This is a genomic window from Paraburkholderia sp. A3BS-1L (genome assembly GCF_051125215.1).
Lineage (GTDB): Bacteria > Pseudomonadota > Gammaproteobacteria > Burkholderiales > Burkholderiaceae > Paraburkholderia.
In genome coordinates, this window is record NZ_CP120445.1 from 255,534 (window position 1) to 269,381 (window position 13,848).

Below are 13,848 nucleotides of genomic sequence, written 5' to 3' on the forward strand. Positions count from 1 at the left end.
GGCCCCGGCGCCGAATTTGCCACCGCGCATAATCGTGGGCTCGGGCCAAGGTCCGATGGTCTTCGATGTTACGAGCGAACTGATCTGCGTGAAGCAGCAGCCCTTGCCCGGCGTCGTCATTTTCGTGCACGGCGTGAACTCCGAGGGCGAATGGTTCGAAGCCGCCGAGGAAGGGCTGTGCCAGGGCCTCAACCGCCGGCTCGCGAGGCTGGACGACCAGATGGCGCACAGGGGTGTCGTCGGTGGGCAGCTTTCCCCCGTCTCGTACACCGAAAGCCTGACGCCGGATGGCTTTCTCAATCCGAAGCTGTGGGCCGGAACCTACATCAAGCCTGATCCGTCGTTCTCGCCGGTCATCCACTTCCGCTGGGGCTACAAGGCCAACAAGGAAGAACTGAAGGAGTACGGCGACAAAATCTTCCTGAACGAGCAGGACTACTGGGGCGGCGGCCCATTCGCCAATGGCTGCACCAGCTTGCCTGACCTGTGGCACGAAGGCATCGACGACCGCATTTTCGGATTCCTCTCCGTGCAGGCCCTGAATCCGACGCAACGTCCCCTGTATCGCACGCCGCCGCGCGGCTATGGCGTGCTGGCCGCGTTACGTCTTGCCAGGCTGGTGCAGTCGATCCGCCGGATGCAGGCCAATGTCCCGATCACGATCGTCTGCCACAGTCAGGGCAACATGGTGGGCCTCACGGCTGCGTTCTTCGGCGACGCGTTCCCGGAGGTTCAGGACCCGTGGGGCAACACGGGACGCTGCGTCGCCGATGCCTACGTGCTCGCGAATCCACCTTACAGCCTGGCGAACACCGACACCTTCCTGGAGAACTGGTCCCAGCGCGAAATGCGCGACGCCCGGAACCGGGGCGGCCGGCAGACCTACGCGGCGCGCACCCAGACCCTGCGCAGCTTCTTCGACATCATGCGCGCGCGCACGGCATTCGAAATGCCGGCCGCCAAGGTCGATGATGACATGGCCAACACGCGTACCTCGGAGACGGGCGGCAAGCCCTACACCGCCGGCGAAGACCGTACGGCTCACGGCCTGAACGGCTACACCTATGGCCGGGTGACGCTGTATTGCTGCCCGCACGACCAGGTGATTTCCGCCGCCACGGTTCAGGGCATCGGCTGGCGCGGGCTGGGCCGCGTCGTTGAAGATCCCGCCCAAGGCGGGCCGCGCGCGCGCAACGGGATGCCAAACGACGAACTGGCCGACGTCGGCGCCCATGGGGTGCTGACCCAGCGCGTCTTCGCAAGCGGCTTCGAGGTCGGCAGACAGGCTGACTATCACTACTGGGAAAACGACTGGCGCTACAGGGAGGGCAAGACGTCGGGGTTCTGGTTTCCGCCTTCGCCGCCGGCCAGATACGGCATCAAGCATGCATGGAGCGCCAACGAGAACTACGTGGCGAAGCTCGGCACGACCGCTACCGCGCCCATGCTTTATCTCGTGACGATGGCGACGTCAGCCTTCGGCCTGTGTCCGGTCAACGCCGAGCCGCCGAAGGGCTGGACGGTCACGGCCGATGCGCCGCCGCTCGATGAGCCGTTTGCGCCACAGGCCCTGCGGTACGGCAAGGAAGTTCACGTCACCGATGGCGAATTCACGAGCAACTTCAACGAGGGCAACGACCCGCTGGCCGCGGCCCGGAATGCGGACAAGCAGGACAGGAACGCCGACGACCCCTACGACAGCTACAAGCTCAAACAAGCCGACCAGGAAGCGGCCGGCGACGTCGGCAGCGAGGCGTCACAGCGCTACGAGGACCACGCGATCCTGCGCATGCGCGTGCGCAGGGACGGCAATTCGCAGTGGATCGACGGCGAAGGCAACGTGATCGGCGAGGACGGCAGGAGCGCCCTGCCCGAGGGGTACGCGCAGTGGCGCAACGAGCAGGTTACGGAGATCCTGGATGGCAGCCGGACGAACAACCCGACCAACCACTCGACCATCATGACGAACCCGATGCATGCGCGAAAGGCGCTTGCTTATGACGTGGCGATTGGGTTGTGCTACCTGTCGCCGGAGCAGATGGCTGCCTTGAGGATCGAGGCGGACTGGAGGCTGGGGGAAGGGATGAGTGATGAGAATCCGAATAAGAGGTATTCGAGATACTTCACGCGGGGAAAGATGGAGGGGCAATTCCTGAGCGAATGGATTGCCACGTCAGGCAGTGAAGCTCAAAAGCCCGAGAAGATCGTCGACGAACGCGAAGGCCAGTTCTATTTGAATCTGGGAGTTGTGGCATGAGCGCGCTCATTTCGACGTGGCCGCGCAGACTGGCGCTCGCCGTGCTGGCAATGGTGCTGGGCGCACTCTTCATGCTTTATTTGACCGTGGAGGTTGGCTACCCGCCGGCCGCTGAATTAACTACAGGAGCGTTGATGAAACGACTCGTTGCCATACCCGTCCTGCTGGCCATTGCAACCTTTGCATTCACGACGGCCGCCATGATGCCAACGCCCGCCCGGGCCGCCTCATCCCACACCGGCACACCTCAGATGGATCCCGCCAAACCCTTCATGGTGCAGGTTGTCGGGCTCGAATGGCTCAATCCGCTGCAGCGGCGCGACTACCCGACCGAGTGGCAGGTGTTGTGGACCATGGGGCTCGTCAAGCCGAACAAGAACGATGACATGGTGCGGACAGACCCGAAGTCATTCACCACGTTGCAGTCGGTGGCCGGGGTCGCATACGGCAATCACGGCAAGGAAACTTTCAAGGGTTTCTATCACAAGTATGTGGACAAATTGCTTGGCTTGTTCGGCACACGCTACGTGATGAACGCGAAATATTTCTACACGGTCAAGCCAGACAGCAAAAAGGACTGGCGGGAGTTAGCAGGGATTCATGTTGAATTCGCGATTCCCACCCGCCTTGATCCAACCGAGGCACAAACTTATTTGCGTAACGAAATCATTGACAATTACGAGATCGGGAACCCGTCAGCTAAAAGCCTCTGGAGCCGCGACACGCCTCCCGACGTGCACGTCACCCCCGGCGGTGCGAACGCGGGCTTCACCTCGCTGAACAACGCGCTGGACTACCTCCAGGCGAACCCAGACAAAAGCGTCTGGGTGATGAACTGGGACGCCCCGAGCTTTCCGCCAAAGGACGGCCAGCTCAACGAAAACATGGTGCTGCTGTTCCTCGCCGGCCCGCAGATGAAGACCGAACGCGCCCCGCTCGCCTGGATCGGCCGCGCGGCCACGGGCAACGCACAGGACTTCGAACGAAAGCCCGGCACGACGCGCGCGGTCGAAGCATGGAAGGCCACGATCGCCGCCGCCGCGCACAACGCGAACGTATCGGGGGGGCGAACAAGGTAAGCACAATTTCCTATCATAGGCGTCCAAGTTATGATGCCTTGGTCAAATCGCGGAAAATTAGCATATATACCGGGCCAACTGGGCTCAGAGTTCATCCCAGATTTGCGGAAATGCTTCAGCAGGTCAGGCCAGGGAGGCTAAGACTTGGGTTGCCACAAATACCCCGCTTTTTGCAGCCGGGCAAGCCAGGCTCCCCGCTTGCCATGACTCGACATCAATTGCGCCAGACGACGCCGGAATACGGCATCCCGCCTGGCGTTTTCATACGCTTCGGCGAGATTCTGCAACTTCTGGAATGCTTGATCGTAGGCGCTGCCCGTCGTGCGTCGCAGTTGTGCATCGATGCTTGACCACGCCGCGTCTTCCTGTTCGAGAAGTGATTTGAGGTGCCGTGTGCGCTCATTACGACGGCGGGCCTCGTCCGCCTGGCGTGCTTCCTGCTCCCTTCTTTCACGGATGGCACGATGAGAGGCGACCCTTGATTCGATTTCGGATATTCGACGGCGCCCGGGCAAATTCAATTGCTTTGCATTCCTACCCTTCTCCCATTTGAGAAAGGCGTTTCGAAGCGTTCTCTCCGCTTCACGGCTACGTCCTTGTAGCAGCATGCGCAGTTTCGCCCGCATTTCCTCAACCGGCAACTCACGTAACCAGGGATCAAAGCGACTGTCTTCGCTCCCGCTGGATTCCGGGGCCAATAATGACGGACTGGCCTCGGCGGCGGCGGCGAGCCAATCCGCATCCAGCATCAGAAACTCAGCCAGTGCTACCTTTGCGGGCGTCAACGCCTGTAATCCCGCAGGTACCGGCGGTTCGATTTCGTCACCGTGTAGCTCATCATTCCCGAGTCGGGCAAGCCACCCAAGATAAAGCGGGCGAGTATCGCCGCCGAGCAGCTCGTCGCGTACTGGCAGCAGGCGCGTCATCCACCCGGCACCATCCAACTCCTCCGAGAAGCGGGCGTGTTCGCCCGAGTCATCGTTGAACGACCAGTCGAGGATGCACCAGTCATCGACGTCCATGGCCTCGAATGCTTTCTCGAAACGGGAGCGCCTCTTTCGTCCCGCCTTGACGTAGTCGCGGATGGTCGCCGCGTCAAACGTCCCGTGCGGCAGGCGAAGAAGCAGGCGGCAGCTGCCCCAGTTGGAGGAGTAGACGTGGGCATCGAAATATTGCTGTACCCATTCGAGCGGGTCGCCCTTGAGATTTCCCCAGTGATATTCGTTGACGAAGCTTGAGGCGGTGATCGTGGCCCGCGTGGAGAAACTGCGCAACTCTGCCTGCTGGGTCGCCGTAAGCAGTTGGTCGACGCATGCAAACTCGTAGTATTGGTATTCGCTCATGCCAGATTCCTGTAGCGAAGCGCATGGAAGAGAAGAAGGTGGATATGCTGGTGCACAACCCGCCGGAGCCATGAAACGCCGGGCCGACGTGAAAGCCAGAATGCTTCATGGCAAGCGCCGAAACGCGTGCACGTTGCCATTGTGACGTGACGTCCTTTCGGCACGCGATGCGGCGCTTTCAGCCAGCCGCGTCCGCGCCGCCCAGTCGCATGCGGTAGTCCACCAGGAGCTGCTGTTGTGCTTCGAGCTGCGCGGCCAGCTTCGTGAGGTCCGCGCGGAGCGAGTCGCGAGCCTCGCTTACCTGGAGCAGTTCGGCTGCCCGCGCATCGGCTGCCGCCTGCGCTGCGTCGCGCTCGGCCTCGGCGCGCGCCCGATCGGTGAGCTCACGATTGAGGGCGGACTGCAGCGCCTCGCCATGTGCCTGCTGATCGCGTGCGAGCCTGGTCGTGGCTGTCGCTTCTGCGACGAGCCGCGCGTTGTCCCGGTTCAGCTGTGTGATCTCGTTCTGCCGGACGATGGCCGTCTGGTTCGCCTGACGTAGCTCAGCCTGGACCTGCTGGACCTGCTGCTCATGTCGGTGGGCTTCCTGTTCACGCTGCTCGCGCGCGGCCGTACGGAAGTGCTCAAGGGAATCGCGCGCATGCACGAGCTTGGCCTCAAGCGACAGGCGGAAGCCTTCCTGCTCGGCAAGGCGCTCGGTCTGGTCGCGTACCTGCTGGGTGAGCCGCTCGACGTCCAGGTCGCGCTGATGCAGCGCCACGCGAGTCTCGGCGTGCGCCTCCTGCTCCGCGGAAAGGGCGGCGGTCGCTTCAGTGAGTTGCTCCCGCACCGTGGCCAGCTCAGCGCCGAGCCTTGCGATTTCGGACTGCGCCTGCTGCTGTTGCGCGGCCGCAGCAGCGGCCTGCTGGTCGACGAGGGCTTGTGCTTCTTCATGCAGGCGGGCCGCGAGCCGGGCCACCAGATCCTGGATCGCGTCCGAGAGCGACCCGGCGCGTGTGAGTGACGCGCCCTCATCTTCCTCCAGTTCCTTCAGGTACCGGTGGATCGTGGTTTTCGAGCCCGTGTTGCCGAGCTCGATACGGATCGCGTCGATCGATGTGTGCTGCCCCTGCGCGAGCAATGCGTCGCGGGCGCGCTTCACGTCCATGCGCGTAAGACCGGTGCGGGCCATCTGCTTCCTCGCTCGAATATCGTACTGTATTACGTACCATGTATATACGTATCAGTGGACGCGGTCAAGGGTGGCCTGATCCTCGTATTGCTGGCCTGCGATAAAGGCGGATTATTCAGTGTGATGGTCCGAATCCGGCTTGTTCCGCCGCACAACCGGTACGGAATATAGAAATTGACGATCTCCGGGGGATTGCTGGTCAAATTGGGATGTCGCAACCCGGAGCGTGGACCACAAGCGTTTGATGTGTATAATTCGATTGTTTTATACACATTTACGAGGCGCGCCATGCGTACCAATATCGAGATCGACGACCGGTTGATGGCCGAAGCGCTTGCCGCAACGGGCATCCGGACCAAACGTGAAGCGGTCGAGCTTGGCCTGAAAACGATCATCCGGCTCAAGCAGCAGGAGCAGATTCGCCAGTTCCGCGGCAAATTACCGTGGGAAGGCGACCTGGATGCCATGAGGCGCGACCAGTGATACTCGTCGATTCAAGCGTGTGGATCGACTACTTCCGGGGGCTGGCTTCACCCCAAGCCAGCCGACTGGATGCCCTGCTGGGCCGGGAGGTGCTGGTCACCGGCGACCTGATCGTCGCCGAGGTGCTACAGGGATTTGCCGCCGAGTCGGCGTTCAATACTGCCCGGCAGCTGATGACGACGCGATTCGATGTCGTCTCGCTGGTGGGGCCGGATAACGCCATTCAGGCGGCCCGGAATTACCGCATCTTGCGAGCGCAGGGCGTAACGATCCGCAAAACCATCGATACGCTAATCGCGACGTGGTGCATTGAAAACGGTGCGCCGCTGCTCTTCAGCGACCGGGATTTCGATCCGTTCGTCGAGCACCTCGGTCTTCAGTCTGCAATGCGCGACGACTAACGTGCCGGTGACAGCAAACAGCAAGAAACGATACGGAATACGAATTCACCACCGGTTTCAGGCCAGCTGGAGCTGGATATCTTCTCCGGGCGTGCGGACCTGATAGCCCATTGCCCGGTAGCCGCGCTGGCGTTTCTCCCACATGCGCTGCAGCACCGGATGGCCGCCATCCACATAATCGATCACCCGTACGCCGGTCTTGCCCGCATGCTCGCGGTGCAGCCGGCCGGCGTACTGCTGCAGCGTGCCCCTCCACGCAACCGGCATGGCCAGGACCAGCGTGTCCAGCGCCGGATGGTCGAAGCCTTCACCTACGAGCCTGCCAGTCGCCAGCACCACGCGGGGCGTGTCACCGGCCAGCGCGTCAAGGGCAGCCAGCTGTGCCACCCGCGCTTTCCGGCCGAGGCGACCGTGCAGCACGAACAGCGGTTGTACCGTGTCTTCCAGGGCCTGCTGCAGGCTTGCGAGATGGTCTGTGCGCTCGGTGAGCACCAGCACGTTGCGTCCCTGCGCGAATTGCTCACGGATGGCCGTGGCGATCATGTGCGTGCGCGACGCATCCTGGGCGAGACGCGCGAACACTTCCTGGATCGGCGCGTCGGTAGAAACGTCTACTGCAGAGGTGAGCCTTTGCGGGAACACCTCAAGCACCTGCGGCGCGCCAGCGGGCGATTTCGCCGCATGCCGGATCGGTCCACACAGCATGAACATCACCGGTTGCTGGCTGTCGCGCCGCACCGGCGTCGCCGTCAGGCCGAGCACGTAGCGTGCATTGACGCCCTTTAGCACGGCCTCGAAGGAATCCGCGGAGACGTGATGACATTCATCGACGATGACATGGCCGTAACGCCGCAACAGCTCGCCGCGAGCACCATCGGGTGCCACGGATTGCAGCATCGCGACATCGATCCGGCCCGTCGCCTTCGACTTGCCGCCGCCGATCGTGCCGATCTCGCGCGCGTCGAGTGCGAGAAACGACTGCAGGCGCTCGCGCCACTGGTCAAGCAGCTCCCGGCGGTGCACAAGCACGAGCGTGTTGACGGCTCGCTGCGCGATCATCGCGGCCGCCGTCACGGTCTTGCCGAACGCCGTCGGCGCATGCAGGATGCCGGTGTCGTGTCGCAGCAGGTCAGTAACGGCCGCCTGCTGGTCATCGCGCAACGTGCCGGCAAACGGAACTGCAAGCGGCTCGCCGGAGCAGCGCTCGTCGCGGATGTCGCAGGCGATGTCGTTATCGCGCAGTAGCGTCATGACGTCGTCGAGGCATCCGCGCGGCAATGCAATGTGGCGCGGGCAGTTCTCGGCGCGCCCAATGATGCGTGGCTTGTCCCATACGCTGAAGCCGCGCGCCTGGGCCCGGTAGAACTCCGGATTCTGGAAGGCGGCCAGCCGGATGAGCCGGTTGAGCAGTGCCTGCGGAAGCTGCGCCTTTTCAAGATAGAGCTGGTTCGCGAGCGTCAGTGTGAGCGACGCCGGCATCGTTCCGGCCAGCCGCTTCGGCTGCGCGGGCGGTGGCTTCCACGGTTCGGCCTGGTCCTCATCGGCGATGAACGCGACGTCGAGCGGGTGCGCACCGCCCGTGGCGCGAAAGATCACCCCCTCGATGTCCCGGCCGTCCATGGTTTGCACGGACGCGAGATAGGCCCACTGGTCAGCGTACGGCTGAAAGCCGTCATCGACAAACACACTCCAGCCGTGCTCGCGTGGCTGCTTCTGCAGCGGCAGGGCAATGAGGTTACCGAAGCCGCCTTTGGGCAGCACGTCCTGGTTCGGGAAGAGCCGGTCGTAGGACGTCAGTTCGAGCTGCCGGGTCCGGGTACAGGTGTGGCTGATGAGGGCTGAGCCCATCCGCCGCGCGTCACGCGCAGCAACGGCCGACGAGAAGAAGATCCACGCGTGGGCGCCATTGCCTGAACGCGAGATTTCGAGCGATACGGGCACGTCCATCTCGAGGCAGGATTGCCGGAACGCCTGCGCATCTTCACGCCAGCCTTCCTCGTCGAAGTCGACAGCGAGCAGGTAGCAGGTGCCGTCCGGCATCAGCGGATAGAGGCCCACTGTGCGATCGCCGGCCAGGTGCGTATAGACGACCTGGTCGTCCAGCGTCAGCAGTACACGATGCCCGCAGTCGGCGCACCGGATGCGGGGCTTTTCGCAGATCCCGGCGCGCCATTCGTTGGCGCACGCCGGCGCGTAGCCGGATTTTCCGGAGTTGCGGCTTTCCCAGCGTAGCGGATAGACATCCGTGCGACCGCGAAACTGCCGCCGGAAGAGCTGTACCTTCTGCTCGGGCGAAAGTACGGGGGCGCCCGTGCTTCGCACTGCTGGCGATGGCGTGCTCCGGGCCACCCGCACGGCCTTTGCCTGCGCCTGCAGCGTTGCCGGCAGCAAGGCCGTGAGCCGCGCGATTTCGGCCTGCAGGCGGGTGAGCTCCGCGAGCAGCTCCTCGCGTGTGAAATTCTCCCAGTCTGCCTGTAACAGCGTGCCTTCGTTCATCGCTTCACCGGCCGAAACCCTGGCTCCCATCGAGCACGCCGGCTGGCGCACACGTTCGTTGTTGCATATCATCGTCTCCGATACAGATCACCTGATTTTACCCACGAGCCATGTCTGCCATCGATCGCTACGTCGAAGCCGCGACGCGCGAAAACACCCGGCGCAGTTACCAGTCGGCACTCCGGCATTTCGAGGTTGAATGGGGCGGTTTTCTGCCCGCGAGCGCTGACATGATCGCGCGGTACCTTGCCGATCACGCAGAAACCCTGTCCATCAATACCTTGCGCTCGCGGCTTGCAGCGCTCGCGCAATGGCATCAGACGCAGGGTTTTCCGGATCCGACGAAGGCACCGCATGTACGCAAGGTCCTCAGAGGCATCGTCGCGCTGCATCCCGCAACCGAGAAGCGGGCGAAACCCATGCAGCTCGCACAGCTCGAAAAGCTCACGGCCTGGCTCGATCAGCAGATCACCATGGAAGCCGACGGGCGCGAGCGCCTCGCGTGCATTCGCAACCGGGCCCTGGTGCTGCTGGGCTTCTGGCGCGGCTTTCGCTCCGACGAACTCAGTCGGCTGCGGATCGAGCACGTTGCCGTTGAGGCGGGCCGCGGCATGACGCTGTACCTGCCCCGCACGAAAGGCGACCGCGCGCAGCTGGGCACGACCTTCAAGGCCCCGGCGCTTTCACGCCTGTGTCCGGTGACGGCTTACGAGGCGTGGATTGCGGCGTCCGGCCTGACGGAGGGGCCCGTGTTCCGGGGCATTGACCGCTGGGGAAACATCAGCGACGAGGGACTGCATGCGGGCAGCTTCGTGCCGCTGTTGCGTGCGCTTTTCCAGGCGGCAGGCCTGGCCGCGCCGGACAGCTACAGCAGCCATTCGCTACGGCGGGGCTTCGCAACGTGGGCCAACTCGAACGGCTGGGATCTGAAAATGCTGATGCAGTACGTGGGCTGGAAAGACGTGCGCTCTGCGATGCGCTACATCGACGCCGCCGATCCGTTCGCGCAACACCGCATCGAATCGGCACTTGCAACGCCAGGCACGGCCGTGCAGGAACGACCCGTCATCGCATTGCCTGCAGCATAGTTGCTGGATCGGGGCGTCACTCCACGCTCCTCTGACGGATACGTACCGGGGGAGATTCGCTTTCAGCTCAATCGCGATCCGGGCCTGCCATATCTTCATGACGGAGCGCTTCGAGCGGGCGCAGTGCATCACGGATCGATAAAAGCCCGGCGACAAAGTGATCGATCTGGTCGAGCACATCCTCGATCTGTTCGACAATCGACGCGTCCCGGGTTGTTGCCGCGAAGCTCGCACCGTTGACGAGCGCATGCGCCATACCGTGCAGGCGCAGGAGATCGTCCCGCAGGCCTTCCGGATCGTTAAGGCCCGTGCGCAGTTCGTCGAGCGTATCTACCGCATCGAGCACCCGCGTCGTGTCATAGCGCGACTGCAGCCCTTCCAGTGCGGCGGCATCAACTTCACCGTACGGCGTGGTGGTCACCGCGGCTCTTGCACTCATCCAGCGTTACCTCATTTCGTCGTGAGGCCGGGCCGCCCGGCCAAACAGGGCATCGTTGATCCAGCTTTCGGGCGGTCGTTCCAGATGCAGCCGGTAGCGCCCGAAGCGGCGAATGTTGTGCGTCGCATACGGGCTCACGAATTCAATGTCCTCGGTGCGGACCTTCTCGCCCTCGGCCACCATGTCGCGCAGGGCTCGCATCATGTCCACCGTGTTTTGCAGGATCACGGCCGATGCGATGAGGTCATTGTAGCGTAGCCGTTTTTGCTGCTCTTCCGGCTCATTCTCCGCGATCACATCGCCGCCGAACGACAGCCATTTCGCGAAGCCGTTGTACGACTCGATCTTGTTGGTGTTTGCCGTCACGTCCTGGCGCAGTTCCCGGCTGCTGATCCACTCGAGCAGAAAAACCGTGCGTACGACGTTGCCGAGTTCGCGTGCAGCGAGATACAGGCGATTCTTGCGGCTCTCGGACCCAAGGCGGCGCAGCAGCAACGGCGAAGAGATCGTGCCCGCCTGGATCGACACCGCCACCTGCATGAGCTCCTGCCAGTGCCGTTCGATCAGCACCCAGTCGATGGTCGCCGTGAAAAGCCTGTCGATATGCCTGTACTTCGCGTCGTTGTGCGGGCGGTACAACACGAGATCTTTCCAGTTGCGGATTCTGGGCATCAGCTTGACGCCGAGCAGATGGGTGAACGCAAACACGGCGGCCGATTGTCCCTGCGTATCCGCATGCACGGTGTCGGCCTTGACGGACAGGCCGGCCTTGAGCAGCCCTTCGATTACATAGATCGCTTCCCAGACGCCCGGCGGGATGAAATGCCGGAATACCGCGATATAGTTGTCGGCGACATGGCGGTAGGCGACCGCACCCATTTTCCGGTAGCGGAAGTGATAGCCGGCCAGCAGGTTGTTGTCGTAGAAGTCGTACTGCGTGCCGTCGGCCGCTACCGTCTTGCCGTCGCCCCAGTGCTTTGGCAGGTCGAGCCGCAGGTATAGCTCGATCAACTCGCGCTGCGCGGCCTCGAGCCTGTCCAGATTCATATGCCGACGGTTCACGAATGACAGCATGTGCGCCGTCACGTCGGTATCGAGATGGCGTGCCGCCTGGGTCGGACCCAGGTTGCAGCCCATCGCGAAAATCGTCAGCAAATACCGCTCGGCCGCCTTGCGTATCTGCGGATCGATCCCGGACAACGGTCCGAAGTGCCGGGTAAAATGCGTCCAGTGTTCGATGTTCGCGAGAATGTCGAGCACATTGCGGGTCGGCAGACGCGCATTGATCCGCTCCTGCACGGCGATCGCACTGGCCGGAATTTCCCGGGCAATGGTCTTGCGCAGGATCGGCTCGCCTTTCTGGTCGATCGTGACATGTTCGCGCTTGCGCGGATACTCGTCGTCAAGCTTGCGCGCCGCGTCGGTCAACCACTGCCGCAGTTGGGCAACGAATTCGCTGCCCGTTTCCGGCAGGCCGACCTTCGCGCAGTAGTCGGGCAACTGCTGCTCACACTGTCGCCACGGCAGCAGGTGGTCGCGATAGTCGGCGTAGGCATCAGACCCGGACACGCACAGGTCGCCGACGCGCAGTTCCTCCGCCATGTACGAGAACACGCACAGCTCAAGATAGCGCCGGTTGGTCGGCGCCCCTTCACCGTGGGAGCGCCGCACAAGCTTGCGCCAGCGCGCCGCTGCGAAACTCAGGTCCACATCGGCATCGATCCATTCGCGGTGTAACGTTTCGTTCTCCAGTACAACACCGAGCGCATCGAGGAGCGTGCGTACCTGGCTCGTGGAATCCCATTCGAGCGTGCGGGCGAGACGCATGAGGACCGAACGGTGCGCCCGGAAATACTTCCAGAGCAGCGGCAGGTGATTGCGGCCGCTGAATGCGCGGATCTCGGCACAGCTCTCACGCAGCGGTTCGAGGTCGCCTTTCGGTGCAAGCCACTTTCGTATGGACTGCGCGATCGTCCTCTCATCGGACTCGTCAGCAAGAATGTCGACGACGCCATCGAGCAGGACCACGAGATCCTCGACCTTGTCACGCTGCCTGCGCTGAACGATCTCCAGTTCGTCGCTCGCGCGCTTGTGGATCACACCCATACGTCGCACGAACATGTCGGCGAGATCGTCGCGGGTACGCACGCGCATGCGATTAAGCAGCGCCACGATCAATGTGTAGCGTTTCTCGGGAAGGGTGTCTTTCCGGAGGGCGGACGCGTCGAGTGCCATCGCCTGCATGGCCAGTGAGCGCAGCTTTGATGCCGGGACGCCGGCGAGCGCGATGGTGAAGTCGCCGATCTCGTCGAGCCAGGTGATCTGGTCAATCAGCAGGTCCAGGTGCTGCCGCGATGGCCGCCTCGCGTGGCGCTTGATGCGGTTGTAGGCGGTCTGCCGGCTCGACAGGTCGCGCGCCAGCAGACGGTCCAGATTATTCTTCTGTTCATCGGTCAGGCGTCGTGCGACCCGCCGGAAAAGCCGCGCCTGGGTCTTTGCATGGATCTGCTCGGTAATCCGGTCCAGCGTCGAGAAAGCCGGTAGTTCGATGTCCTGCGCGATCAGTTCGTCGATCGTGGCATTGATGATGTCGACCGGCTGGTCCATGGACAGCGCAGCCGTATGTGCGGCGCGCGTCGCAATCGTACCCGCGTCGGTGCCGTAGTACGGCTTGACACCGAGGTGCTCGCGAACTGCGGCGTAATGCCGGAACAGCGTGGGCGATGCCTGCGTGTCATAACCGAAGCGTATTGCGGGACCGATATTTGCCACCGCACGCACGTGTTCGACGACCGCCACCGGGATGCTGTCGAGCGACGGGAAATGATGCATCTGCTGGAAGACTTTCAGGAGCACCAGCAGACCCAGCCGGGGGCGCTCGCCCCGGGACGACCGCCGCGCCCATTCCAGTTCATCGGGCAGGGGTGTGTAGCAGGTTTGCAGGTCCCGCGTGGCAAGGACCTTGGGAAAGCGCGGATACGCAGTACGTTCGATGGTGGCCATGCGAGTCGTCCTGATCGCAGCGGGCCGCTCAGATTAGCCGAAGAAAATCTGGTCGTTACCAGGTCAGTTCGAAATGATTCTGCGCGTT

At 62.9% G+C, this 13,848-nt stretch carries 9 protein-coding genes and 1 pseudogene; 5 read left to right on the forward strand and 5 right to left on the reverse strand.

The window, feature by feature from the left end:
• Positions 1 to 55 precede the first annotated feature (55 nt).
• Together P5W99_RS31915 and P5W99_RS31920 are read left to right on the forward strand one after the other, a co-directional pair.
• Entirely contained in the window at positions 56 to 2,257 is a 2,202-nt protein-coding gene (locus P5W99_RS31915; protein WP_434666307.1) for a T6SS effector phospholipase Tle3 domain-containing protein, read from the forward strand.
• Positions 2,254 to 3,315, forward strand: a pseudogene (locus tag P5W99_RS31920) (virulence factor); the annotation flags it as partial. The gene P5W99_RS31915 and the pseudogene P5W99_RS31920, both read left to right, overlap by 4 nt.
• 158 nt (positions 3,316 to 3,473) lie before the next feature.
• Here the strand turns inward: P5W99_RS31920 and P5W99_RS31925 are convergent.
• Together P5W99_RS31925 and P5W99_RS31930 are read right to left on the reverse strand one after the other, a co-directional pair.
• On the reverse strand, positions 3,474 to 4,679 hold the full coding sequence (locus P5W99_RS31925) for a hypothetical protein (protein WP_434666310.1): 1,206 nt from the start codon (positions 4,677 to 4,679) through the stop codon (positions 3,474 to 3,476).
• A gap of 178 nt (positions 4,680 to 4,857) precedes the next feature.
• Entirely contained in the window at positions 4,858 to 5,850 is a 993-nt protein-coding gene (locus tag P5W99_RS31930; RefSeq protein WP_434666312.1) for a DNA-binding protein, read from the reverse strand.
• Between the two features lie 174 nt (positions 5,851 to 6,024).
• On the opposite strand from P5W99_RS31930, the gene P5W99_RS31935 reads away from it, so the two are divergent.
• Both P5W99_RS31935 and vapC read left to right on the forward strand, forming a co-directional pair.
• Positions 6,025 to 6,333, forward strand: coding sequence for a type II toxin-antitoxin system VapB family antitoxin (locus P5W99_RS31935; RefSeq protein WP_434666315.1), 309 nt, complete (start codon positions 6,025 to 6,027; stop codon positions 6,331 to 6,333).
• On the forward strand, positions 6,330 to 6,734 hold the full coding sequence (gene vapC, locus P5W99_RS31940; RefSeq protein WP_027820332.1) for a type II toxin-antitoxin system VapC family toxin: 405 nt from the start codon (positions 6,330 to 6,332) through the stop codon (positions 6,732 to 6,734). Before P5W99_RS31935 ends, vapC begins: the two co-directional genes overlap by 4 nt.
• A 57-nt stretch (positions 6,735 to 6,791) precedes the next feature.
• Here the strand turns inward: vapC and P5W99_RS31945 are convergent, their stop codons facing one another.
• Positions 6,792 to 9,230 (reverse strand): TOTE conflict system archaeo-eukaryotic primase domain-containing protein, encoded by a 2,439-nt coding sequence (locus tag P5W99_RS31945; RefSeq protein WP_434666322.1) that lies wholly within the window; start codon positions 9,228 to 9,230, stop codon positions 6,792 to 6,794.
• Positions 9,231 to 9,340: 110 nt separating this feature from the next.
• Between P5W99_RS31945 and P5W99_RS31950 the strand changes: the two genes are divergently transcribed.
• Positions 9,341 to 10,318, forward strand: coding sequence for a site-specific integrase (locus P5W99_RS31950; RefSeq protein WP_434666325.1), 978 nt, complete (start codon positions 9,341 to 9,343; stop codon positions 10,316 to 10,318).
• A gap of 67 nt (positions 10,319 to 10,385) precedes the next feature.
• Here P5W99_RS31950 and tnpC read toward each other — a convergent pair whose 3' ends face one another.
• Together tnpC and P5W99_RS31960 are read right to left on the reverse strand one after the other, a co-directional pair.
• On the reverse strand, positions 10,386 to 10,757 hold the full coding sequence (gene tnpC, locus P5W99_RS31955) for a Tn3 family transposase post-transcriptional regulator TnpC (RefSeq protein ID WP_175233003.1): 372 nt from the start codon (positions 10,755 to 10,757) through the stop codon (positions 10,386 to 10,388).
• 6 nt (positions 10,758 to 10,763) lie between these two features.
• A complete protein-coding gene (locus tag P5W99_RS31960) occupies positions 10,764 to 13,760 on the reverse strand; it encodes a Tn3 family transposase (RefSeq protein ID WP_434666328.1) in 2,997 nt (998 codons plus the stop codon).
• Positions 13,761 to 13,848: the final 88 nt, after the last annotated feature.

Coding starts and splice junctions, on each gene's coding strand:
- P5W99_RS31915 (WP_434666307.1), top strand. CDS start 56: ATGGTCTTCGATGTTACGAGCGAACTGATCTGCGTGAAGCAGCAGCCC.
- P5W99_RS31925 (WP_434666310.1), bottom strand. CDS start 4,679: ATGAGCGAATACCAATACTACGAGTTTGCATGCGTCGACCAACTGCTT.
- P5W99_RS31930 (WP_434666312.1), bottom strand. CDS start 5,850: ATGGCCCGCACCGGTCTTACGCGCATGGACGTGAAGCGCGCCCGCGAC.
- P5W99_RS31945 (WP_434666322.1), bottom strand. CDS start 9,230: ATGAACGAAGGCACGCTGTTACAGGCAGACTGGGAGAATTTCACACGC.
- P5W99_RS31950 (WP_434666325.1), top strand. CDS start 9,341: ATGTCTGCCATCGATCGCTACGTCGAAGCCGCGACGCGCGAAAACACC.
- tnpC (WP_175233003.1), bottom strand. CDS start 10,757: ATGAGTGCAAGAGCCGCGGTGACCACCACGCCGTACGGTGAAGTTGAT.
- P5W99_RS31960 (WP_434666328.1), bottom strand. CDS start 13,760: ATGGCCACCATCGAACGTACTGCGTATCCGCGCTTTCCCAAGGTCCTT.